Genomic DNA, 22,997 nt, shown 5'->3' with positions numbered 1-22,997 from the left:
GAACGGGCCGCCACTATCGACGGGCGGCAGGGGAGGGCAGCCATGAGCAGAACAATTACTGAAACCAGTGCCCGCAAGGGGCGCCGCCGCGAGATTGTATTCGCGTCTCTGACACTTGCAGCCTCAATCCTGTTTGGGCTGTTCGTCATTCCGGGCGGCGTCGCGACGCCGTCTTCCGTCAAGCATCTGCCGCTCTCGCCTGCCTTCCTGCCCTATCTGCTGACTGTGGCTATCGGAGTCTTCGCTCTGATCCACCTGCTAGAGGCGATCTTTGCACCACATATTCCAGCCGAAGACGAAGCGGGGTCGCTCGACCCGCATCCCAAGTGGAGAAGCCGCGTTCTGATGCTGAGCGCGCTGCTGCTAGTCTATCTTCTTCTTCCCAGTCACCTGGGGATGCTTGCGACCTCCATGTTGGTCACCATTGTGCTGCTTGCGATCGGCGGCGAACGCCGGCCCGTCATTTTGTTTGGTGTCGGAATTACTGTGCCTTTGCTGGTTTATCTCTTTTTCGCCCATGTCGCGCAGGTTCCCCTGCCGCTGGGCATCTTTGAAGACTGGATGTGATCCATGTTTGAAAACATCGCAACTGGCTTCGAGCTGTTCTTTACACTGGGAAACATCATGGCGGTTACCGCCGGTGTCTGTCTGGGTGTTGTCGTAGGCGCGATACCAGGCCTTACGGCCACGATGGCCGTGGCACTGGCGCTGCCTTTCACCTTCAATCTTGATCCGGTCACAGGCATCCTGCTGCTGGTAGGAGTTTATAAGGGCGGCGTGTTCGGAGGGTCGATTACGGCGATCCTGATCCGCGCCCCAGGCACGCCTGCGGCGGCGTGCACCCTCCTAGACGGCTATCCTCTGGCCCAGAAAGGGCAGGCGGGCAAGGCGCTCAACATGGCGCTCTATGCGTCCTGCATCGCGGATTTCCTGTCCAACCTGTCGCTGATCTTCTTCGCCAGTCTCATCGCGGGTCTGGCGCTGGCCTTCGGACCTCCGGAATATTTCTGGCTGATTTGCTTCTCACTGACGGTGGTGATCTCGATCTCGGGATCGTCACTGACCAAGGGGCTGATCTCGGGGCTTTTGGGATTGCTGACCTCAACAATCGGGCTCGATCTCGTATACGGCACCCAGCGCTTCACTTACGGAAATTTCAACTTGATGGGGGGCATGAGCTACATCCCGCTTCTGATCGGTCTGTTCGCACTGCCCGAGGTAATCGACTTCTATGTGCGCAAGGTCGCTCCATTCACGGTCAAGACCGCCGACAAGAGCCGCGTCACGCTCGCGGAATTCAAGGGCAGTCTGCTGTCCATTTTTCGCGGCAGTTTCATCGGTGTCATCATCGGCACAATTCCGGGTGCTGGTGCCACCGCCGCAGCTTTTCTGTCTTATGGCGAGGCGCGGCGCACCTCGAAATCACCAGAGACCTTCGGTAAGGGCAATATTGAGGGTGTCGCTGCTGCAGAGGCGGGGAATAACGGCGTGGCTGGAGCGACGCTCATTCCGCTTCTGGCACTGGGCATACCCGGTGATGTCGTCACAGCGGTGATCCTCGGTGCGTTCATGTTGCAGGGTCTTACGCCGGGGCCGCTGATGTTCCAGGATAACATTACCATTATCTATGCAATATTCATCGGGATCATGCTTAGCTCCATCGTGCTGCTGGGGTCGGGCAAGTTGGCAATCCGCTATTTTGCCCGGATCGCGGACATTCCCCGCCATATCTTGCTACCGATCGTGCTGATGTTCTGTGTCTTCGGCAGCTATGCCGTTCAAAGCCAGATGTTCGACGTGGGGGTGATGCTGGCCTTTGGCCTTCTGGGCTTCATCATGATGAAGATCAACATGGCTGCGGCCCCTTTCCTGATGGGCTTTATCCTTGGTCCGCTATTCGAGGACAACTTGCGCCGGTCGTTCCTGATCTCCGAGGATATCCTGATTTTCTTCCGCAGCCCGATCTGCTGGATCTTTATTGTCATCACGTTGTTCTCGTTGTTTGTGGGTATTCGGCGTGAGCTGCGAGCAACGCGCGTCAAGCGGGACGCAATCCGCGCCTCGGGTGCGCCATGAGCACGGCATCTAGAAATGAGCTCGAGGGCCAGATTGCGCTTGTGATCGGCGCTGGGTCGATTGCCGAAGGCATCGGTATCGGCCGGGCGATCGCCATAAGCATGACGCGTGCGGGTGCGCACGTGGTCGCAGCGGACATGGATCTGGAGTCGGCCAACGGCACCGTAAAGCTAATCCACGACGAGGGTGGCAGCGCCGAGGCGTGCTCGGTTAACGTGTTGGACGACACCAGCATCACAGACCTGATAGGCGGGATAGAGAGTCGGCACGGACGACTGGACATCCTGCATTGTAACGTCGGCCTTGGCAAAAGTGGGCCATCCGAGAACACCAGTCCTGCGGACTGGCGGCGCATCAGCGACGCCAACCTGACCTCACTGCATGTTGCGTCCCAAGCTGCGCTGCCAATGATGCGGGCGCAAGGACGGGGTGTGATCAACGTTACCTCGTCGATCGCGTCGGTTCGGCATGTTGGCTATCCGCATCTAGCCTATTCTGCTACCAAGGCCGGCGCCAACCAATTCGCACGTGCCCTCGCCGTCGAGCTGGCTCCAGACGGAATAAGAGTGAATTCGATCATCGCCGGTTTGATCGATACGCCCCGGATCGGCATAACTCTTGCGAAAAGCTATGGAGCCCGGAGCGAAACGGAGATGCGCGAGGCCCGGGCACAGCAGTGTCCACTTGGCCGGATGGGCACTGCTTGGGACGTCGCGGAGGCTGCGGTTTTTCTGGCCTCGGACAGGGCAAGTTACATAACGGGAACCGAACTGATGGTCGATGGTGGCCTGTCGGCCAGCATTCGCCAAGCTATGGACGGCTGACAGGCCCGCCATGGCAAACCCCAAGAAAGACATGCTCAACGCCGCTCTTGCCCTTTACCTTCTTGGGGCAGGGGCTGCCTCGATCCTGATACCGGTGCCCGAAAAACCTGTGGCCTTTGCCTTGATCGCTCTGGCGGTGCTGAACCGGCACCAGCTCAACCGGCCCGCGCGGATCATCGGGAGCATTGTCACGGTCCTGTTCCTATGGGGCTGGATCGCTGGCTGGCTTGCGGCTTCCGACGCCATGTCGAGAGTGATTTTCCTCGGGGCCTTCCTGATCGCACTCGGCATGCTGAGCCGCTCCGCCTCGCGTGCGCCCGACATCCGCCGCGCCGCGTCCATCGTCGCAAGTCGGCCGCGCGGGGCGCGGTATCTCTTCGTCACCTTTGGCACGCATATTTTTGCGATCTTCCTCAATTTCGGGGCGGCCAGCTTGATGGCGACGCTGCTCGCCCAAAGCCGTGACACGCTCATGCGTCAGAATGCGGTCGAAGATCTGACCCTTGCCATGCTCCGTGGCTTTGCCGCGATGCCTATGTGGTCGCCACTGGCGTTGTCGACAATCATCACACTGTCGATCCTGCCGGAGGTCGATTATTTTCAGATTCTGCCGTTCGGGATCGGTGCTGGAGTGCTTTACGTGGCCGCCGGCTACTTCTTCTCGAAAAGCGCCGCAGCTCAACCCGATTTGGCCCGAGCTTTGCCCTCGCTACCTGAACAGATGATCCTTGTGCGAGTGGTGCTGAGGGTTGTCTTTCTGGTCGCGGTCGCATTTGGTTTGAACCAGCTGGCTGAACTATCGATGCCTGCGTCAGTGCTCTTGGGTGTTCTGGCTTTTTCACTGTCGTGGTGGGCCCTGCAGACATGGATTGGCACCGCGCCGAAGTTGCATCACGAACTGGCCGTCACGGCGGAAACAGGGGTCAATGAGATCGTGATCGTGTCCGGCGCAGGCTTCCTCGGAGCCGTGATTGCCAATGCCATCGCGTCCTTCGACGGAGCGCTGTCAGCACCGCCTGACCTTTTCCTACCCGCAATCATCGCCTTAGTGCCTGCTGGAATGGTCTGTGCGGGGCTCTGGGCGATCAACCCAATCGTTTCGGCCAGCATCGTGCTGGGCGTGCTTCACCCGCTTGTCCCAGAACCTGCGTTGGTCTGGCTGGCGCTTGCCGCTATTATTGGATGGGGCATCACTGCGGCATCCTCGCCATTCACCGCAAATGTTCTCATCACCAGTCGCATCATGGGGTTGGAAGCGGGACCGCTTGTGCGCTCAGGGAATATCAAGCTCACCTGTCTGGCACTGCTGCTGGTGGGACTGTTCTGCGCCGTCGCCACATTCATTTCGTTGCAGGGGTAAGACCCGCCAAAAGGGATCTAAAGAGTGTCTTTTGTCCTCCGCTGCGACCTTGAAGAGGGTCCGCATGGCGTCCGTAGGTGTTGTGTTGGCGTAGATCTTAGACATGCATTCAGGTTACCGAGCCCACCCCATGATTTCTTCTGAATTTGATGATGCGCCAAGGCAGAGTGAAAAATGAGAAGGAGCCGCTTTACCTCGGGCGGCTCCCTGTATAGGCCAGTAACGTTCAAATCACTTGTCGAACGGCACCAGACGGTGCGCCGCTTCCATCATTGGCGTCGGATCCTCGGCGGCAGCGGCTGCCTCATCGGGGGCGGGCCACGCATTGGAGATGCGGATCAGTGTCATCCCGTTTGGTGCCAGGACGACACGGTTTCCGATCCAACCGGACATGAAGGGAATCCACATCGTCTCGCTCGAATCCGAGGTTTTGAAGGGGACGTAGTGGTGCCCCATCTTGTAACGAAGCGCCCCATATTTCAGCTCTGTCGATGGCCCTTGCTCGAGCGCACCCTCGATCGAAAAGAGAGAGCGCGTCTTGCCCTCGTGCAGGATCTGTTGCCCGTCATGAGCGCCATGTGCCTGCAACAGACCGCTGACCTTGGCAAGATCGTCCAGAGTGGGATACCAGCCCCATGCCATGATCGGCTGCCCCATCTTACCGTCTTCCTCGAACGTTAGGTTCATGGGCGCATGATGGATTCCGATGGGCTCGAAGACCTCCTCGGCGATCATGGTCCAGATATTGGCGTCTTCTCCTTCGACGGATTTGAGGAAATTATCCATCGCGACACCGAGCGAGAACATGTCTCGGTCGCGGTAGCGGGCGACATGGCCCGGCCCCCACGGGTAATTGCCGACCTTCTCGAGCAGCTTCACCTTCTCCGCTTCCGAGCGGGCGCGATACCATTCGTCATAGGCACCAGCAAAGCTGTAATCCACCGAGAAGCTGTTTGGGTTCGCCTGCACGGTTCCGCCGCCAAGGCCCGTGGCCATGTTCAGCGCGTCACCGAAAGTGACATCCTCCCAGCCGTCATGCGGCGGGTCGATGTCGATGTAATCGATCAGCTTCAGCGAGAAAACCCAGTCGCCGTATTTCTCGGCGAGGCGCAGCATGCCGACCCCCGGGCCCACGGACTTTGTCACCGACCACACGCCGAAGCGCATTTCCGTGGGGTAGGGATAGGGGCCCTGCGGCGTCTCCGAGGGCTGATAGTAGAGCGTGCCGTCCTTGACAGCGGCATGCATCACGGTAAATTCGGGAACGGTATCGCCCTCGAATCCGTCCAGCGCGCCCGCGGGCGACGCGGCAACCAGCTCGGACCAAGGGGCCGTGGGCATACGATCCTCAAGCTCGGTCGCATAGCTCGTGCGCGCCTCGTCGAATTCGGCAGGCGTCGCTGGAGTGTATTCCGCTTCCAGGGCGCCCCAGGCCTGAAAATGCGTCGGGATGTAGAAAGGAGCAGTCTGCTGTGTGATCTGGAAACGCACATCGGTCACCGCGCCATCCTTGTAGGCGAAGCTCGCGACCCCGTTATGGGTATCGGTTTCCAGGCGGTTCATCAGCGCGAAGGGAAACGAGGCCCTCGACCAGCCGTTGTCACCCTCTTCGGACCAGACCCGGCCCGGCTGAATGATGATCTGCCAGAAGCTGCCATTGGACATGTCCTCGTCCGGAGTGATGACCGCTTGCGTGGTGGGAACCAGATCGCCCTCGTGGGTGAAGAATTGCAGTTCGACGCCGGGAAATATCATCGCGTCCTGTCCCATTACCTCGCGGCTTTCCAGCGCCGGCTCCATCTGCATCTCAACAGCCTCCAGACGAAGTGTCCCGTTGAAAGGTGTCGCGGCGGCCTCGTGACCTTCTGCGGGAAGGTAGGCGCTGTTGGCCACCAGCTGAACTGCGCCGCCGCTTTGTAAGGCATCAAGGGGCAGAGTGGTTCGCGCGTCCTGTGCCGAAAGTGGCGCGGCGACCGCGGCTGCCAGAGCGAAAGCCAAACAAGGTCGTTTTAATCTCGTCAGCATCGAGGTTTCTCCCATTTTGGTTTACGCGAGGACAGTAGGGAGGCTCGCCGATCGCGTCAAATATTTGGGCCTCGCCAGCTGATCACGCGATGGGAATGCAGATCCAGGATCGTGGACAGATACAGCCAGTCCTTTCGGGTCCGGATCGCTGCGCAAAAGCGCGGCAGGGCGGGAGCTGCTTCTTGCGACAAGCTTCACATCGGATTGGGTTACACCTTGGCATCGTGGATCGCAGCCTCGGCCTTGCTGATTACACTGTTTGCTCATACTCCGATTTCGATTTCTCACCGGAGTGGTATTGGATGCGCAGCTTAGAATTAGTATGGCGAACTCGTGAGAAAAAACTGGCCGCTCAGTCAGAGCTTTTCGAGGTCGGAGAGCTTGAAACTGCGCCAACCATTGAGAGCTTCGTGCGGCGGGCGAACACCGTAATGGCCCGGCGGCGGGCAGACATGGAGAAGAAGACACCCCCCACGTCCGCCGATGCGATCAACGCAAAAGGCGAACTAAGAAGACACGCGGAGCTTGTGGTCTTGGGAAATTGGCTGATTGCCGGCAGTCCAGGTGCGAACCTACGACCCGGAAGGCAGCCAGATACCAAGAAGATCCTGAAATGCGTCGCTGCGATAATGGCCGAGATCAAACTGGCCGTCCAGAATAAGAAACGCGCACGGAAGGACCAAGGACGCGAAGGTCGCAAGCGGGAAATCACAAAACACGCCCTAGCCCGTCAATGGACAGAACTGTTCGATGAAAAGATCAAGCCTTCGAACCTCGACGCCACACTCCGCTCTGCCAAGCGCATTTTGGCCGACTATTTACAGCATCTGGAATCCGGATCTGCCACCCACGGCGGCAAGAAGGTCAAGACCTCGCCGGAGATCAAGCGCGCTCTGGATGCGATAACCGGCTTGCTGCCGGGTTCACGGACTGGTCAATCGGATATCTTTGCAGAGCCGGACGTGCACAGTCGTGCGACGCTCGTCCCATTTGAGATCGCGCTCGAATATCAGTCCGAAGCGCATGCCGAGGAGTATCGGCGGTTACCATCAAGCACCAAACTGGCCTCCCGGCTCCGATATGTGCCGACAGCGGCGTCCGCAACTTCGTCATCTGGACGTATGCGCGCTGATCGGGAGGGGAGGATCACCATGAAGCCGGATGCGAATATCCGGCGCGACTATAGATTCCATGCGTTAATCGACAGAATGGTGATTACTCTGCAGGTCAACAAGCCTACGAAGGCGAGCGTGCTCAATCGTTTGATCAAGAACAAAGCCAAGGCAACTTGCTACGTTAAAGACATTCTGCATAATCAAGATTTGGGAGAGGGATGGGGCGCACCGTTATTCGCTTTCGATCCAAAGAACCTCGCAGGTTACCCGCTCGCAATCATGATCCAGGAGCCGACGCCGGATGTCCTCGCCAAAATCGTGAGAACCATTGATGGCGCTTATGGAATTGTCGGGTCGGTGAAGCTGCACCTCATCGAGATATCCGTCGATTTCTATCCCAAGCAATCCACCACGCCGGAGGAGGCCGTTTTGCGCCGGGAAAGGATGGTTGGACTTCTCCAACGCCATCATTGGACGCGCCCCAGTCTTTTTTCAGATCCCGACTCGATAAGGCCGCGCGATGCAGATGCGCGCCAGATTTATGAACGGGAAACAGAGCGCGGCAAGGTTGTTCCAAAGGTTCGCTATCTGTTCGCGCATGAGAATTCTCGCCGAAGAAACGACCGTCACGAGACAGATGGGAACATCTACAATCACTCGATCCGGGATCGCATTCTTACGACCAATCCCGGTTACGATATCTTCCTAAACTCGACTGTCGTGAAAGGTGCAAAATACCAACCCTTCCACGTCAGCGTTCAGCACAAGATCGCAGACCGAAGAAGTCGAGATGAGAACACACTGGAGGTTCTGGCAGATCAAGACCGCCGCGCCAGAATAGAAGTCACGATATCTGGGACAAACACTTTGAAGAAACGTGATCTGAGCACGATTGACGATCTAAGCCAAATCTCATTCCGGAAGCTCACCAAGGACCTCCTCACCTTCAAGCTTCCCAGGACCGAGCCCTCGGAGCACCTTCTAGAGGACGCTGAGGCACAGTTGCGCACACGCGGCGTCTACGGGATTGACCTACGGCTGCGTGCGCTCGATCTGGAGAGAAGGAAGGCGAAGAAGCAGGCAGGTCAACAACTACTACGCAAGACAGAACGCGAAGGAATGGGGCTCGACGACTGGCGCGAGATGAATGACGTCATCGGCGATGCACTTGATGAGCTGAAAAGGCGCTGGAGCGGTTTCACCACGAAGTAGGTTCCAATGCGCACGAGGAGCATGGCTGCTGTCAGGGAGCCCTGTCAGCCATGTGCCAACGTTTCGCTGCCTTTGCTTCCACTGCTGGTGCTATAGGAAATGAGTGGGGTGTGGGTGTGGGTGTGCTATCAGTGTAGAGAGGTGGGGTGGGTAGGTATAGTATAAGGTGACCCAGTTATTAGAAGCCCACATGTGCTCATCCAACCAAGAACCAAAGGAAAAGCCCGTAAGTAAGCATTTACTGGTGTTCTCGCCATCTACCCATCGGCAACCATCTGTTGAAGCCAGTGGTGCCATCCGGGAAATCAACGCCGAAAATCCGGCGGTAAGAGCTATTTGAGCAAACCAATGATTCACACTTGCGTCATCATCGCACAGATTGACCATACAGGGAAGTATGCACACGAAACTGAGGGCTCTTCGACCCACGCCACAGCCACATCCCATTCCCAGCATGAACCATGCACCTCTGGGAGCGCCTATAGTGGCCGCTGAGTGCGCATGTCGGTCCATCGGCCACCCCAAGGAGCCTTCACGAGCATATTGGGGCTCAGTGAGTCTCTCCGGCGCTCTGACCGACATTGGGATTCGTTTCAGGGATGTGCTCAAGGCCGCGAACTACTGTCAAGCACTAACAGGCTGCTTCTGAAGAAGTCGTGCTGAAAGGATATCGGTCCTGCCGGCGTGCTTGAAGGCGGGCCTCCCTGAGCTACTGAGCCTGGGTCTGGGTTGCGCCGTTAGTCAGGCCGTCCAGAGTTTCAGCAGCCTCCCCGGTTGACGAGGACGGGCCATCTGTGTGAGGCGCGCGACGTTCATGATGCACCCTGGCGGACTGGCGCCGGGCCCAGCCGAAGGAAGGACCCATGGCACTCACCCTGCGTCGCAACCGTGACCGCGATCTAGCACCCTTGGCAGCGATGCTGCTGGACACGGAAATTCCGTTGCTCAATCCCAATGCAAAAGTGCCCTTCGACGAGATGGAATGGCATCACAAGTGGCTTGGAGACCGTGAGGACGTCTCCTTCTACCTTCATGATGTTGCGGGACGGGACGTTGGGTTCTTCGCTCTACGGGAGGGCGTCGGGCCGGAAGTGCGACACCTCACCTATGTCTATCTCGCCGAAGAGGCGCGCGGCGGGGCTGCCGCGGAGCTGACGGAGCGCGTGGAGCAGGCGGCGCGGGAACTCGGCGCGCTGATCCTGACCTTGAAGGTGGAGCTCGACAACGTGCCAGCTTTCAATGCCTATCTCTCAGCCGGCTACGAGGAGCTGTCCCGTCGTCAAGGCATGGCCACGATGCGGCTGGACCTGGAGATCCGCCCACCCCTGTGACGTGCTGCTGCGAGGCAATCTGTAACCGGCTTCCTTCCGCCCTTTTGGCACGAAGGAAGCCCGATGAAGAGATTGCCGATGCGGAAGATACGAGATGTTTTGCGGCTGTCAGCCGAGGGTCTGTCGACGCGGCAGATTGCGGCAAGCCTGGCGATCAAGCGCACCACCCTTCGGGGCTACCTTGAGCGGGCCGACGAGTTGGGCCTGAGCTGGCCGCTGCCGCCAGGCCTTTCTGACACTGACCTTGAACGGCAAATCTACTCCCGGACGGCGCGTGATGTGTCAAATCGCGCGACCCAGCCTGACTGGCCGCATATTCACCGCGAGTTGCGCCGCGAGGGCGTGACGCTGTCGCTGCTGTGGGAGGAATATCGCGCCGATCATTCGGAAGGCTACGGCTATTCCCGGTTCTGCGAGCTTTACACGCGGTGGGAAGGCAGGCTGTCGCCGGTGCGGCGTCAGCGCCATCCGGCGGGCGAGCGGCTGTTTGTCGATTACGCGGGACACACGGTCGACGTGATCGACCCCATGACCGGCGAGGTGCGCCCAGCACAGCTGTTTGTCGCGGCCCTCAGGGCCTCGAGCTATACCTTTGCGGAGGCGACCTGGACGCAATCATTGCCGGATTGGATCGCGAGCCATGTGCGTGCCTTCGGCTTCTTCGGGGGCGTGACGGCGAAGATTGTGTCCGACAATCTGAAGGCCGGGTCACCAAGGCCTGCTTCTACGACCCTGCGATCAATCGGACCTACGCGGATCTAGCCATGCATTACGACACGGCCGTGGTGCCGGCGCGACCGCACAAACCGAAGGATAAAGCAAAGCCCGAGGTCGCGGTTTTGCTGGTCGAGCGGTGGATTCTGGCACGGTTGCGCAACCTTCAGTTCTTCAGCCTCGAGGACATGGCGCAAGCGGCCTGTCGCGACGGCGTCACCGTGGTCTACAAGCGGATGCCACGCCTCTTCGAAGAACTGGAACTGGCCCATGGCGACGGGCGCTTTCCCCGCTTGTCCCGCAGCATCACGAAAGCACAGCTGCTGATCCTGGATGACTGGGGACCGGACCGATTGACGGGCACGCAGCGCCGCGACCTGATGGAAATCGTCGAAGAACGGTATGGCCGCGGTGCGACCATGATCACCAGCCAATTGCCCATCAAGGCTTGGCATGACGTCATCGGTGAACCCACCTTCGCCGACGCCATCCTCGATCGCATCGTTCACAATGCCTACCGCCTCGAACTCGAGGGGGCGTCCTTGCGCAAAACCATCGCCAAACTGGATGACGAAATGCCTCAAACCTGATACCCGAAACACGCTGCCTCACGGCAACGCGTCACAGGTGGGCGGATAGCCCGGAACAGGTGGGCGCATGCTGTCGGAATGGGTGGGCGGATGTTCCAGAATACGCACTCTCAGCACGAAACTCAGGTTTTCGTTGCTTCAGGATGCGCCTCAGGCGGATGAACCTCTCTCAGAAAAGAGGTCAGAACAGGGTTCTGACTGTTTTTCCGCCATACCACGGAAATGATCACCGGGCGGCCGATGCCTTCGATGGGCACAAAATGCAAACCTTGCCTTGGCGCATTCAGAATGCATTCGGGATAGATCGTAACTCCAGCCCCGGCCAAGACGAACCCGAGGATGCCGTCGCGCGTTCTGGCCGTTTGTGAAACGCGGGGCACGAACCCCTGCTGGACGCATAGCTCGATCAACAGATCAGTGTAGTGATACCAGTTTTCATCCCCGAGCACGAGGTTCTCACCATTCAGATCGGAAAGACTGACTGACTTTTGCTTTGCCAACGGATGAGTTTCGGGAAACACGGCGATCAGGCGCTCGCGGGAGATTTCGCGCTTTTCAAGTGCCCCGACGGTTGGCGACCCGCTGATGAACCCCACGTCCATCCGGCCCTTCATCAGCAAGTCGATCTGATCTTGCGACATGTGCCATTGCGCATCGACGCGCACGCGCGGGTTCTTTTTGCTGAAGCGCCGCAGGATGCCCGGAAGCTGACCAACAATCGCGAAGTCCATATACCCGATCTTCAACTCCCCGGACCGGCCATCGGCGACGTCTCGTGCCAAGGTAACCGCGGCATCGAGATCATTGAGAACCTGGATGCCGCGCGCATAGAGCTCGCGCCCGGCGTTGGTGGGGTTGATCGACCTCGTAGTTCTATCGAAAAGCTGGCACCCGACGATTGCCTCAAGTTCCTTTATCGTGCGGCTGAGAGACGGTTGCGACGAATTCAGGAGCGCCGCGCTTTTTGTGACGTTGCGCTCCTCGACAACCGTTTTTAGGACGATTAGATGGCGGATGGTGGGTCGGACAGACATCCTAGGTCATCCTTGAGCGTTGCCGGATCATCGGCTTACTGCGCACCATGAGCCGAAACGGCATCGCCATCAAGTCGCCGGTGAATACCCGGTTTTCGTGTTCGCAGCGATGGCCATGGATTCGGTCATTTCCTCGTTCGACATCAGAACAATCGCCTTGGAATATTTTGCCAGCCCGTAGGAGTCGGTTAGGTGCAGATTAGCCGCCAGATGCGCGTTGTCGGGCATCTCGTAGATGTAGACCATGTCATACTCGCCGAACGTCGCATATTGCGCGATCGGCACGCCGCCGAAATCTGCGATGGCCTTGCGATGGATCGCGGCCCGCTCGCGCATCGTCTCCGACGACAGCATGGCGGCTTTCTGATCATTTTCATATTTCACGAGGTAGAGAACTTTGACACTCATGCCGGATATCCTTCTTTCAGTTTCACAAAAGACCGAGACGTTGGTCTTTGTCGTTCAGGTGTGCGGAGCGCTCATCGGGGTCTCCATAGCCAGCCCCGCCGCCGGTTCGCACCACCAGCAAATCGCCCTTTTCAAGGCTGCTGCTTGACCGGGAGGTCAGCGCGATCCTTGTCTCGCCGCGTTCGACATGGATCGAGCAGGTCGCGCCGGGCATTCCGCCGCGCAGCCCGCGCGGCTGGATGTTGAAGCGATCGGTATAGGTCGAAAACAACACCCCATCCTCCAGCACGCGGTAGCTGCGCTCGAATCCGTGCCCGCCGCGCCTGCGCCCCATGCCGCCCGAGCCTGCGCGTAGCGCATAGTTCTCGATCCGCATGAACGGATAATCCATTTCCAGCGCTTCTATGGGGATGTTGGAACAATTGGATAAAGGGCAATCAACACCGTCCGCGCCATCATTGTTCACACCCGCGCCATATCCGCCGCCCAGAATTTCAAGGTAGATATTGTATCCAGACGCACCCTGATGCGACAGGCAGATCGGTGTTGTCGTATCGAACCCTTCGGCGATGACCTGCTCGGGGCACACCTCCGACAGGGCGATCATGATGCTGTTGAATACCCGGTGACTGGCCAGAAGGCGTGCCCTGACAGCGGCCGGGGGCCGGGGATTAAGGACAGTCCCAAACGGCGCACTGACCCGGACGGCGCGCGCGATGCCATCATTAAAAGGCACATCGTCACTCGTGAGCACGGATTTCACACAAGCGATGGCGGCCGCGATGGTCGAGGCGTAGGGGCAGTTCAGATTGGTGTCCAACTGCGCGTCGGTTCCGTCGAATGTGATGTCCATCTGATCGCCGTCGATCCTGACTTGCGTGCGGATCGTCGTCGTCGCGATCGCGGTGGTCGCGCCTTCGATCTCGGCCTCGGCCGTGTAAACGCCATCACGCAACTCGATGATCGCGTTGCGCATGCGCCGCTCGGAGTAATTCAAGGCGCCCGCCATCGCGGCCAGCAGTTTTGGCACGCCATATTGCTCCGCGAGAACGGTCAGGCGCTTGGCACCAATCAGATTTGCCGCGAATTGCGCATTCAGGTCACCGATGGTGGATTCCGGCAGACGCACATTGGCCGCGATCATCCGCTCCAGCGGCCCACCATTCCAGTCCCTCTTGAAGCTGTATTTCGTTGGCGGGAAGATCAGCCCCTCCTGAAAGACATCACGCGCCTCTGCGTTCAGGCCAGGCGCGCCGCCGCCGACGTCGATGTGATGCACGACCGATGCGCTGAACCCGATAAGCTCCTGCCCGAAGAAGATCGGAGAGAAGAGAAAAATATCCTGCACATGTTGACCGCCATTGAACGGGTCGTTGTTGATGAGGAAATCATCCGGCGTGAGCGTCTCGGCGGGGAAGAGCGCAAGGCACGTCTCGAGCGTATGCGAGATCGATCCCAACTGGATCGCCGTAAGCTCCGCCTGCGCCACTACACGGCCCTGAGGGTCGGTCAGCGCCGCGGAGCAGTCCTGCGCCTCGCGCACGATCGGAGAGTGGGCGCTGCGGATCAGCTTAGCCCCCATTTCGTGGCTCGCCGCGATGAGCGCCCGATTGAGAATTGCGTTGTCCACGTCTGAAAGCGTCATTTATGCTGTCCTTTGTTTCAGAACGATATGCTGCGATTGCGTGCGGCGGGCGGTCCAGTTGGTCGGCACCAGAATGGTCGTCGTGCCATCCTCGATCAGCAGAGGCCCGGGCCGCGCCTCGGCACCGAGCCATAACGAGCGCATTACTTCGCACCGCAGCGTCTGCTCTTTTTCGCGCAACTCGACAAATTGTGCGGGGTCCGGGGCCCGATCCGCATCCGTCTCCTTCTCCGGCTCGACAGCTTGCGCCGCGATCCGCGCACCGACGCGGAACGACACGATGTCAGCCAATGCACCCGCGGGTTTGGAGAACTCGAAGATCCGGTGATGCTCGGCGGCGAAGGCGCGCCCGATTTCGTCAATGCCGGGGGCGTCGTTCGCCTCGTCCAACTTGACCGATATCTCGAAAGCCTGTCCGACATACCGCATTTCGAGAAAGACGTCGAAACTGGGCGGACCGCTGACGCCCTCCTGAACGAGGTGATCGCGAGCCTTCGCCTTGAGCCCGGCGATGGTCATCTGGATGTCGGCAAGATTTTGCTCGGCAAGCCGGTGGCGCTGCGTGGCAACGGTATAGTGGACGTAATCGGAACTCAGAAGCCCGGTGGCCGATACCACGCCGGCATTCATCGGCACCAGGACCGTGTCGATGTTCAACTCCTCGGCGACGCGGGCGGCGTGGAGCGAGGCGGCCCCGCCAAACGCGACCAGCGTGAAACGCCTGGGATCGTTGCCCCGTTCGGTAGAAATTTTCTGGATCGCACGAACGATGTTGGATTCGGCTACCCGGATGACGGCATCCGCCATGTCGCCGCTTGACAGCGACAGGGCATTGGAGATGGCGTCGAACGAGGTAAGCGCCGCGTCCAGGTCGACGTTAATCCCCTGCTCCATCAGCGTCTCGGCGCGCAAGCTGCCGCGCACCAGATTGGCATCCGTCACGGTCGGCTCAATCCCGCCCCGGCCATAGCTGGCAGGTCCTGGGTCGGCGCCGGCGGATCTGGGCCCGACCCGCAACATTGCCCCATCGTCGATCCACGCAATCGACCCCCCCCCGGCCCCCACGGTAACGATATCGACAACTGGGGTCCTGATGGGCAGACCATCAATTTCCAGCTGCGCGGTCATGCCGGGGCGCCCGTTCTGGATAATGGCGACATCCGTGCTGGTGCCGCCCATGTCCAGCGTTATCAGGTCCTTCATGTCGAGCGTCTCAGCCGCCTTGATTGCCCCCACGACCCCGGCGGCGGGTCCCGACAACAAGGCGGTGATGGGCTGGTCGCCGACTGAGGCTGCCGGCATTCGCCCGCCGTTGGATTGCATGACGCTCAGCCCGCCATCGAATCCGTCCTCGGCGAGGCTGGCGGCGAGCCGGCCCAGATAGCCCTTGACTACAGGTTGAACGAATCCGGCCAGAACGGTGGTCGATGCGCGTTCATATTCCCGGAACTCCCGCGACACTTCATACGAACAGATTGCGGCGATGCCGGAATCTACCGACAGCAAGATCTGCTTTACCTTGGCCTCGTGCGCCGTGTTCACATAGCTGTTGAGCAGACAGATCACGACGACATCGTAGTCTGCGGATGTGACGATCCGGTCCAGCAAGGCGCGGATGGCGTGCTCGTCCAGTGGTTCGATGATGGCGCCATCAGCGGCCATCCGTCCGTCGATCTCGTAGATATGGTTTCGCTCGATGATCGGTTCGGGCTTGCGATATTGCAGGTTGTAGATGGATTTGCGGTCATGGCGCTGCAACGACAGAATATCGCGCGTGCCCTTGGTCACGAGCATCGCGAGGCGTGCGCCCTTGCGCTCCAGCACTGCGTTTGTGGCCACGGTTGAGCCGTGGATCAATTCACTGATGGTTGCCGGCGCGATGTCCAGCTTGGACAGGGCATTGATCGCGCCCACATCCGGAGAGGCGGGCGTGCTGGGCACCTTGGCCACACGCATGACGCCATCAGTTATGGCGACAATATCGGTGAACGTGCCACCGACTTCGATACCGACACGGGTCGTCTTGCGCGTCATTTGCTGCAAATCCTTTATGCTGGCTCCGTTGCTCGGAGAATCGTCGTTATTTGATGAACTGCGGCAGGAAGGTCGCAAGCTCGGGGAAGGCGACGATCACCGACAGGCAAATCAGGTCGGTCACGATGAACCACGCGACACCGCGAAAGATCGTGTTCAGGGCAACCGCGTTGCCCACGGCGCCGCTGATGACATAGACGTTGAGCCCAACGGGCGGTGTCATGAGCCCGATCTCGAGCAGCTTGACCACGATGATGCCGAGCCAGATCAGGTCGATCCCATAGGCATCCGCCAGAGGCATGATGATCGGAAGGGTGAGGAGCATGAGGCCGATAGAATCGACGAACATCCCCAAAAAGACGTAAACGACGGCGATACCGAGAAGCAGCGTGTAGGTGCCAAGCCCGGCGTCAAGCACGCCCGCCGATATGCTGGTCGGCAGACCCGACAGCGCAAGGAAATTGGTCAACATCGTGGTCCCGATCAGGATCAGGAAGATGCCAGCCGTTCCGTGCAGCGTTTCCCTGATCGCGCTGCGCAGCGCCCGCCACGTCATCGCGCCGCGCGCCACAGCGATCAGGCAGGCAACGAGCGCTCCGATGGAGCCGGCCTGCGTCGGTGTGAAGAATCCCACAAATATACCCACCATGACACTCATGATCAAAACGGGAAGCGGCCAGACATCGCGCAGAGCGAGGAGGATTTCGCGCAGTTGCGGATGGTCGTCCACTGGCGGCGCAAGACTCGGATTCAGCTTGCAGCGTATGATGATCATCGCCGAGTAGAACACCATTGTGAGGATACCGGGGATGATACCGGCTATGAACAACTGTCCGATGGAGACTTCGGCGTAATAACCGTAGAGCAGCAACAGGATGCTGGGAGGGATCATCGACCCCAAGGTGCCGCCCGCCGCGATGACCCCCGTGGCGAGGCCGGGGTGATACCCGTGTTTGAGCATTTCCGGCGTTGCGATCTTGGCCATCGCCGCTGAGGTGGCGATGCTGGACCCGGACGCCGCCGCAAAGAGCCCACTGGCCCCGACGCTGGACACGGCCAGCCCGCCCGGCAGGCGCGATAGCAACAGCCGCGCCGTGTGAAACAAGCCGGTGGTCAGACCCGTCGCGCTGGCGACATATCCCATGAACAGGAACATCGGGATTGCAGAGAGATTCCAGTCGCCGACAAACGCGAAGGGCACCGAAGCGATCATGCTCAGGGCCGCCTTTGCATTCGCGATCCAGACAAATCCCATGAACGAGACGATGATCAGCGAGAGACCGATACTGAGCCGCAGCAGGATCATGAAAAGGGCGAGCGAGACGCAGATGACACCGATTGCTTCTCCAGACATCACAGCCCCCCTTCAATGCGGTCTGCCGGACGCCCGTCAGGCTCTGGCGCCTGAAACAGCTGGCGCGCGGTGGCGAAGATCAGACAAATCAGGAAAAAGGCGATCCCGAAGACCACGATCCACCGGCTCGGCCAGATGTCTATCATTGTGGTGCCCATCATCATCTCGCCGCGCGTTGTTGCCTGCACGGCCTTGTCAAAGGAGACGTAGAGCAGAAGACCGAGCATCCCGGCGCCCGCCAATCCGACAAGCGTCTGGGTGACGAGCCACAGCTTGCGCGGAAGGATCTGCGTGAAGATATCCGTCTTGATATGCTCATCGCGCAATTCGGCGCTGCCTAGCGGGAGAAAGACGATCCCGACCATCATGTAATAGGCGACGATCTCGATCACGTTCTGGAGCGGCTTGCCCAGAAAGGTCGCGGCGAACACATCCGCCGAGACTAGGAACATCATCAGGAGAAGAACGAGGCCTGAAATTGCCATGATCGCAGCATTCAGGCCTCGCAAAAGCCGAGAAACAGTGGAAAGCATTCTCTCAGCCCTCTCTCAGTTGCTTCAGTCCATCGAATAGGTCGAGGCGTCCGCCTTGCCGAACAGTTCCTCACGGGCGATCTTGACCAGCGCATCGCGATCGCTCCGGTCCACGCCTTCGAGGCGCTTTTCCCATTTTGCGACAATCTCCTCGAAACCTGACAGCAGCGCGTCTGAGTCATCGATACCGAACGTATCCGCTCCAAGCTTCTCGGCATTTCCGCGGACCACCGTGCTAAAGTCACTGACCGATGCGATCAGGTCGTCGGCAGGCTGAACTATGGTGACGCCCTGATCGGGTGCTTCGGCCAGAGCTTCGGCGTCGCCATCCATATACTGGATAGTCTCGTCGATCATTGCCTCGGGCAGAGTGTCGAAAAACGCCTGACGCTGATCATCGGTCAGGCTCTGCCAGAAATCGCGGTTCGCGCCTTGCGAGTAGCCCGACCAGTAAAGGCCAAGGCTTATGAGCGTCACATGATCGGCGACATCCCACAGCGAACGGCTTTTGAGATCGATGGCCGAGATTGCAGCGCAATCGAGCTGGCCCTTGTCCAGTCCATCATACATTTCGCTCGATGGCACGTTCACCGGAACCCCGCCGACGCTCGCGAGCCAATCGGATTGTGCGGCGCCCGGCACACGCACTTTCTTGCCGGCCATGTCGGCAAGCGTTTCGATCCTGCTAGAACACAGCAGCACGTAAGGCGACGTGGAATATCCGCCCAGATAGGCGATGTTATTGCGTTTCCACTGCTGTTGAAGCTGCGGCAACGTCATGTTCGCCTCGGTGATCGCAAATGCGGCCGGGAAAGGATCGTCGTAGCCGAAGGCCACCTGGGCCAGCACATTGTCCTCGGGAATGTCCGATGGCGTGTAGGTGCCGGCATGATACCCGACCTGCGCGATGCCGTCACGGATGCCACTCAGATGCTCACTGGGCGCAAGCAGGACGGGGCCGGTGAAAAGTTGGGGCTTGAGCGTCCCGTTCGATGCGGCTTCAAGACGGGGAAGCCACTCGACATAGGAGTGTTTGGCCAATGGATGAGTGGCTGGCAGCCAGACGCTCGCATTGAACTCGACGACATCATCAGCGATCGCCGTGCTAGGCGCTGCGAGAAGTGAAGCGGACAGGGCGATGGCAGACAACTTGAATACGGATAGTTTTGTCATGATAACATCCTTTCAGTTGGAAACTTCTGATTTAGCGAGTGAACAGGATCAGGATTGATTAATCCAATACTTAGTTTGCATCACATGATACCAAATTGGGTATCAATCGCACGGTCAAACGAGTGCCCGGTCAACGGCCTTGGCGCAGATGAACCACTCTTTTTGAAAATCGCGGTAGTGCGCGCCAAGCTCTGCCGCTGCCCGGGCGTCGATATCAAACTACCTTTTCGGATCGGTGCGAATCGATCCCGACATGCATATCTTTCGGTTAGGTGATGTCCCAGTTTTTCTGCCGTCTGAAGAACCTAATCATTTGCCTTGTAGCGCGCGTCAGCATCTTTCCCCTAGGTGTTTGATCCCCCGGTTTGATGGTGTGATCCTTCCTTTCTATGGAATGGAAGGAAGCCATATGGGACAAGTTCGTCACGGGAGCGCCACGACAACGCATGCCGTCAGAGGAGCAATACAGCGCTCGCAAGCTTCGCTCTCGGAACTGAGCCAGGAATTTGGGATCAACCCCAAGACGGTAGCGAAGTGGCGCAAGCGTGCCACAATCCAAGACCTAAGTAGCTCTCTCGGGCGCTCTGGCCGACATTGGGGGCCGACAGGGATACGCTCAGAGTAATCTTGATTGCCATCATGCACGCAAACGTCTGGTAGCCGCACAGATAGGCGCAACATGGGAGCTTTCATCCCCCGGAAGCGGCGGCGCCAAGACGCATCCCCATCGATCGCTCTGGTAATCTCTAGGACTTCGAGTCAATGCCGGGACCCGGCGATAGGTCTTCCCGACGGGAGCGAGCCATTCCTATCCGAAAAGCAAGTGGCGAAATTCAGGTCAGGCGAAGTCACGGATGCGCAGTTCACAAATCCCAGGATTGCTTTGGTGTCGGCAAAACCCCTGATGGGTGGGGAAGCCGCGTCATCCGTTCGGGGTTTCCGCCCACGGTAGGTCGATGTCCTTCAGAGCGGCCACCAGCAGACCGTAGATAGGTCCACCTCGCCTCTGGCATCAGGCTGCTTCTCGTTGCGTCAAATTCAGCAGCCTTTGGCGGATCAACCGCTCTCGGCCATGCACGAAATCCGGTAGCATCGACGCGGCCCAAAGGTCAGGCGTGTAATCAATCAGATGTTTATCTCGATAGGCATCACTCCGCCCCGTGATCCAGGACTCAAAAGGCAGGGGACCCTTTTCCATGTTCTCTTGCGCTGACAGCAATTGCAGGTTTCCAAGTCGATCAACTGACCCGGTGATGTCCTGAATCCGATGTTCCGGCATGTTCATCCCCATGAGAACTCGGCGGTTGGCATGTGCTTTAGGAATGATGTGATCGACGTGGTAGACCGTTCCGTTCCAATCAAGGTCACCGTAGAGAAGCGACAGGACAAGAAAGGTCTTGCCCTTTTCATACTTGAGCTCGAGCAAATCCTCGACGGCCCGTTCATCCAATTGTGTGATGCGCCCACCAACAGCCAAGGAGTGATATAGTCGCTGTTCAGGGAAATCACGGCTGGTCTGGCGCGCCTCTTTCAGTGTAGCACGCGCGATTGCAATCGTTCGATCCGAGGTTCCCGCGAAGGCCCCCACGAGCAGGCTGTTGAGCAGCCACCTCTGGACGGCCCTCGCATTCTGCTGGTCGAAAATTGACGATCCGCGCAATGTCGCTTCTGGTTCATGAAACAGATACCACGCAATTGGCAGCACGGAGTTCAAGGACGTGAGGTTATCGGCACTGATGCCCATCGCATTCAACAGTTGGAATGTGCGCTCAAGGGCATCCTTGATTGCTGGCCAGTTTGACTCGATTTCGGCAATGGATTGATTTGTGAAGTTCGAAACCTTGTAGTGCACGTCGAAGCCGCACAGAACCAGACAGGCCTTCAGAACAAAATCCTTGTTGATCTTGTTCGGGTTGCCCAAGTTATTGTTTATGTGATCGACAAAGCCAAAGATTGAATCGCGGGCCGACCCGTTTTCCCACTTTGAGGTAATCAGTGACATGAGCAGGTCGGATTTCGACAGTTTGGTGCCACCATCATTGGCGCGCACGAAGATATCCAGCACGCGGTCCACCGACGAGCTGGTTTCCGTGTAGTAGTTGATCACTTCGTCAGACCAGATCACCTGATGAAGTCGGCGTAGCGTTTTTGTGACGAGCTCCCGCTCATAGGCTGTCACACCATGGTGCACCTTTTCCAAAGTCGCGTCGATGAGGGCCTCTAGCTGATCTTCTCTCGGATAGTTCAGCATGTCGCCAAGCCGGAACCAGTGATGGCGATGATCATTTCGCGGGGAATGGGGGTGAAACCGCAAACCAAAGCTGACCCCGAGATCGGTTTCATCTTCCTCACTCTCGGCGGATGGGTCTTTTAGCAAATCCAGGTAGAGGGTTTTCGTCGTCCACGCATCGGCGCTCGTCCGACGCTTGTATTTGGCCTTCTCGGAAAATGTGCCCCGCAGTGCGATCAACAGCGACGTGAGGCGTTGCTGGCCGTCCAGCACCAGAATGATATCCCGGCCATCCGTCGATGCGGTCGGGTTCTGCATGCCCGGCTTCCAGTTCTCGATGAAGTTGTAGATCTTCAGTTCGCGTTTTAGCGCCTGATCGATCGACCAAAACATAAATGAACTGATCGGATACCCTTTCAGGAGCGAGTCGATGAGAGTGATCACCTGGTCGGCCCCCCAGACGTATGGCCTTTGGATAGCAGGCAGGAAATACCGTGAATTGATGTCGGTGAGAAGGTTTCCGATTGAAATAGTTGCGTAGCTCATGGGGCTCCCGAGGTGGCTGATTGCGGCTTGTAGACTTCGTCAGCCTCTGCTGAGTCCGTGGCGGTCGTTGCGAGCTAGGGATACGGACAGAAACGCCAGCTGGCTTCAGACGGCGGCGTTCCCGCCGCTATGAGATGCGTATTGCATCCACACTCCAGCATGGCGAATTCATTCATTTGCGCAGATAGAACAACTGTTCGTGGCGACATGTCAACCCATGCGGAATTGGTTGCCGTATGGATCGGCAAAACGAACAACTTGTGGCAGCATTCGCGGCCGCGCTGAGCGAAGGGCGCGAGCAGTCTCGACTGACGCAGGAAGAACTTGCCGCGCGTGCCGATGTTTCAGCCCGGTTCATCTCGCTTTTGGAAACCGGACGCCGGCAACCTTCTCTCTCCGCGCTGCACGCCTTGAGCCTCGGTTTGGGCGTTCGGATGCAGGACCTGATCGCGAGGGTAGAGCACTATTACGAGGATGAATCTCTGGGAGAGCATGCGAAGATAGACGGTCAAGATTAGCTACCGGATCTAGGCGAGAGTGTCCGCGACTTTACGTTTTCATGAATTTTTATTCAGGGGGGCGAAGCATTCAAATCCCGACTGCGGTGGCACCACAATGCATCCGTAAGTCAGCCGTCGTTTTTCTGGCACTTCGCCGCAGTATTGGGACCCGGCGATAGGACTGCCCGACGGGAGCGAGCCATTCCTATCCGAAAAGCAAGTGGCGAACTTCAGGTCAGGCGAAGTCACGGATGCGCAGTTCACAAATCCTAGGATTGCTTTGGTGTCGGCAA

Annotated in this window: 18 protein-coding genes and 1 pseudogene; 10 read left to right on the top strand and 9 right to left on the bottom strand. The window is 58.5% G+C overall.

Annotated features, from left to right (window positions below; genetic code table 11):
- Window positions 1–42: 42 nt before the first annotated feature.
- From V8352_RS07265 to V8352_RS07250, 4 genes are all read left to right on the top strand, one after another.
- The gene (locus V8352_RS07265; RefSeq protein ID WP_336423611.1) at window positions 43–567 is read left to right on the top strand and encodes a tripartite tricarboxylate transporter TctB family protein; all 525 of its coding nucleotides are present in this window, start codon (window positions 43–45) and stop codon (window positions 565–567) included.
- A 3-nt stretch (window positions 568–570) separates the two neighbouring features.
- A complete protein-coding gene (locus V8352_RS07260) occupies window positions 571–2,076 on the top strand; it encodes a tripartite tricarboxylate transporter permease (RefSeq protein ID WP_336423610.1) in 1,506 nt (501 codons plus the stop codon).
- Window positions 2,073–2,900 carry an SDR family NAD(P)-dependent oxidoreductase gene (locus tag V8352_RS07255; RefSeq protein WP_336423609.1) on the top strand — a complete coding sequence of 276 codons (828 nt, stop codon included), beginning with the start codon at window positions 2,073–2,075 and terminating at the stop codon, window positions 2,898–2,900. The genes V8352_RS07260 and V8352_RS07255 overlap by 4 nt, the downstream gene beginning before the upstream one ends.
- A gap of 121 nt (window positions 2,901–3,021) precedes the next feature.
- On the top strand, window positions 3,022–4,260 hold the full coding sequence (locus V8352_RS07250) for a hypothetical protein (RefSeq protein ID WP_336423608.1): 1,239 nt from the start codon (window positions 3,022–3,024) through the stop codon (window positions 4,258–4,260).
- A gap of 231 nt (window positions 4,261–4,491) precedes the next feature.
- Here the strand turns inward: V8352_RS07250 and V8352_RS07245 are convergent, their stop codons facing one another.
- Window positions 4,492–6,258, bottom strand: coding sequence for a hypothetical protein (locus V8352_RS07245; protein ID WP_336423607.1), 1,767 nt, complete (start codon window positions 6,256–6,258; stop codon window positions 4,492–4,494).
- Between the two features lie 251 nt (window positions 6,259–6,509).
- Here V8352_RS07245 and V8352_RS07240 point away from each other — a divergent pair, with 251 nt between their 5' ends.
- The 4 genes from V8352_RS07240 (at window position 6,510) to V8352_RS07225 (ending at window position 11,247) form a co-directional block, all read left to right on the top strand.
- Complete coding sequence (locus V8352_RS07240) at window positions 6,510–8,612, top strand: hypothetical protein (protein ID WP_336423606.1); 2,103 nt, start codon at window positions 6,510–6,512, stop codon at window positions 8,610–8,612.
- 863 nt (window positions 8,613–9,475) lie between these two features.
- A complete protein-coding gene (locus V8352_RS07235) occupies window positions 9,476–9,943 on the top strand; it encodes a GNAT family N-acetyltransferase (protein ID WP_336423605.1) in 468 nt (155 codons plus the stop codon).
- A 78-nt stretch (window positions 9,944–10,021) separates the two neighbouring features.
- Window positions 10,022–10,705, top strand: coding sequence for an IS21 family transposase (istA, locus tag V8352_RS07230; RefSeq protein ID WP_336423604.1), 684 nt, complete (start codon window positions 10,022–10,024; stop codon window positions 10,703–10,705).
- 2 nt (window positions 10,706–10,707) lie between these two features.
- The gene (locus V8352_RS07225) at window positions 10,708–11,247 is read left to right on the top strand and encodes an ATP-binding protein (RefSeq protein ID WP_336423603.1); all 540 of its coding nucleotides are present in this window, start codon (window positions 10,708–10,710) and stop codon (window positions 11,245–11,247) included.
- A 122-nt stretch (window positions 11,248–11,369) separates the two neighbouring features.
- Here V8352_RS07225 and V8352_RS07220 read toward each other — a convergent pair whose 3' ends face one another.
- The 7 genes from V8352_RS07220 to V8352_RS07190 form a co-directional block, all read right to left on the bottom strand.
- Window positions 11,370–12,281: a LysR family transcriptional regulator gene (locus tag V8352_RS07220; protein ID WP_336423602.1), complete on the bottom strand. Its 912-nt coding sequence runs from the start codon at window positions 12,279–12,281 to the stop codon at window positions 11,370–11,372.
- 69 nt (window positions 12,282–12,350) lie between these two features.
- Complete coding sequence (locus V8352_RS07215) at window positions 12,351–12,689, bottom strand: GYD domain-containing protein (RefSeq protein WP_336423601.1); 339 nt, start codon at window positions 12,687–12,689, stop codon at window positions 12,351–12,353.
- A gap of 22 nt (window positions 12,690–12,711) precedes the next feature.
- On the bottom strand, window positions 12,712–14,334 hold the full coding sequence (locus V8352_RS07210; protein WP_336423600.1) for a hydantoinase B/oxoprolinase family protein: 1,623 nt from the start codon (window positions 14,332–14,334) through the stop codon (window positions 12,712–12,714).
- On the bottom strand, window positions 14,335–16,368 hold the full coding sequence (locus V8352_RS07205) for a hydantoinase/oxoprolinase family protein (protein WP_336423599.1): 2,034 nt from the start codon (window positions 16,366–16,368) through the stop codon (window positions 14,335–14,337). It lies immediately after the preceding gene.
- A gap of 46 nt (window positions 16,369–16,414) precedes the next feature.
- The gene (locus V8352_RS07200; protein ID WP_336423598.1) at window positions 16,415–17,722 is read right to left on the bottom strand and encodes a TRAP transporter large permease; all 1,308 of its coding nucleotides are present in this window, start codon (window positions 17,720–17,722) and stop codon (window positions 16,415–16,417) included.
- Complete coding sequence (locus V8352_RS07195; protein WP_336423597.1) at window positions 17,722–18,207, bottom strand: TRAP transporter small permease subunit; 486 nt, start codon at window positions 18,205–18,207, stop codon at window positions 17,722–17,724. Before V8352_RS07195 ends, V8352_RS07200 begins: the two co-directional genes overlap by 1 nt.
- Before the next feature lie 72 nt (window positions 18,208–18,279).
- Window positions 18,280–19,428 carry a C4-dicarboxylate TRAP transporter substrate-binding protein gene (locus tag V8352_RS07190; RefSeq protein WP_336423596.1) on the bottom strand — a complete coding sequence of 383 codons (1,149 nt, stop codon included), beginning with the start codon at window positions 19,426–19,428 and terminating at the stop codon, window positions 18,280–18,282.
- A 409-nt stretch (window positions 19,429–19,837) separates the two neighbouring features.
- Between V8352_RS07190 and V8352_RS07185 the strand changes: the two are divergent.
- Window positions 19,838–19,993 (top strand): annotated as a pseudogene (locus V8352_RS07185) (IS481 family transposase); the annotation flags it as partial.
- Window positions 19,994–20,440: 447 nt separating this feature from the next.
- Here V8352_RS07185 and V8352_RS07180 read toward each other — a convergent pair.
- On the bottom strand, window positions 20,441–22,204 hold the full coding sequence (locus V8352_RS07180) for a DUF262 domain-containing protein (protein WP_336423595.1): 1,764 nt from the start codon (window positions 22,202–22,204) through the stop codon (window positions 20,441–20,443).
- 236 nt (window positions 22,205–22,440) lie between these two features.
- Between V8352_RS07180 and V8352_RS07175 the strand changes: the two genes are divergently transcribed.
- A complete protein-coding gene (locus V8352_RS07175) occupies window positions 22,441–22,722 on the top strand; it encodes a helix-turn-helix domain-containing protein (RefSeq protein ID WP_336423594.1) in 282 nt (93 codons plus the stop codon).
- Window positions 22,723–22,997 lie beyond the last annotated feature (275 nt).

The organism is Roseovarius sp. D0-M9 (genome assembly GCF_037083805.1).
GTDB lineage: Bacteria > Pseudomonadota > Alphaproteobacteria > Rhodobacterales > Rhodobacteraceae > Roseovarius.
The sequence above is the reverse complement of the archived record's forward strand: the minus strand, read 5'-3'. Positions and strand labels throughout refer to the sequence as shown.

Bases quoted from the DNA above. Each gene is read 5' to 3' on its own strand.
- V8352_RS07200 (WP_336423598.1), bottom strand. From the start codon at position 17,722: ATGTCTGGAGAAGCAATCGGTGTCATCTGCGTCTCGCTCGCCCTTTTC.
- V8352_RS07255 (WP_336423609.1), top strand. From the start codon at position 2,073: ATGAGCACGGCATCTAGAAATGAGCTCGAGGGCCAGATTGCGCTTGTG.
- V8352_RS07215 (WP_336423601.1), bottom strand. From the start codon at position 12,689: ATGAGTGTCAAAGTTCTCTACCTCGTGAAATATGAAAATGATCAGAAA.
- V8352_RS07210 (WP_336423600.1), bottom strand. From the start codon at position 14,334: ATGACGCTTTCAGACGTGGACAACGCAATTCTCAATCGGGCGCTCATC.
- V8352_RS07265 (WP_336423611.1), top strand. From the start codon at position 43: ATGAGCAGAACAATTACTGAAACCAGTGCCCGCAAGGGGCGCCGCCGC.
- istA (WP_336423604.1), top strand. From the start codon at position 10,022: ATGCGGAAGATACGAGATGTTTTGCGGCTGTCAGCCGAGGGTCTGTCG.
- V8352_RS07220 (WP_336423602.1), bottom strand. From the start codon at position 12,281: ATGTCTGTCCGACCCACCATCCGCCATCTAATCGTCCTAAAAACGGTT.
- V8352_RS07260 (WP_336423610.1), top strand. From the start codon at position 571: ATGTTTGAAAACATCGCAACTGGCTTCGAGCTGTTCTTTACACTGGGA.
- V8352_RS07205 (WP_336423599.1), bottom strand. From the start codon at position 16,368: ATGACGCGCAAGACGACCCGTGTCGGTATCGAAGTCGGTGGCACGTTC.
- V8352_RS07180 (WP_336423595.1), bottom strand. From the start codon at position 22,204: ATGAGCTACGCAACTATTTCAATCGGAAACCTTCTCACCGACATCAAT.
- V8352_RS07195 (WP_336423597.1), bottom strand. From the start codon at position 18,207: ATGGCAATTTCAGGCCTCGTTCTTCTCCTGATGATGTTCCTAGTCTCG.
- V8352_RS07235 (WP_336423605.1), top strand. From the start codon at position 9,476: ATGGCACTCACCCTGCGTCGCAACCGTGACCGCGATCTAGCACCCTTG.
- V8352_RS07175 (WP_336423594.1), top strand. From the start codon at position 22,441: ATGGATCGGCAAAACGAACAACTTGTGGCAGCATTCGCGGCCGCGCTG.
- V8352_RS07190 (WP_336423596.1), bottom strand. From the start codon at position 19,428: ATGACAAAACTATCCGTATTCAAGTTGTCTGCCATCGCCCTGTCCGCT.
- V8352_RS07225 (WP_336423603.1), top strand. From the start codon at position 10,708: ATGCATTACGACACGGCCGTGGTGCCGGCGCGACCGCACAAACCGAAG.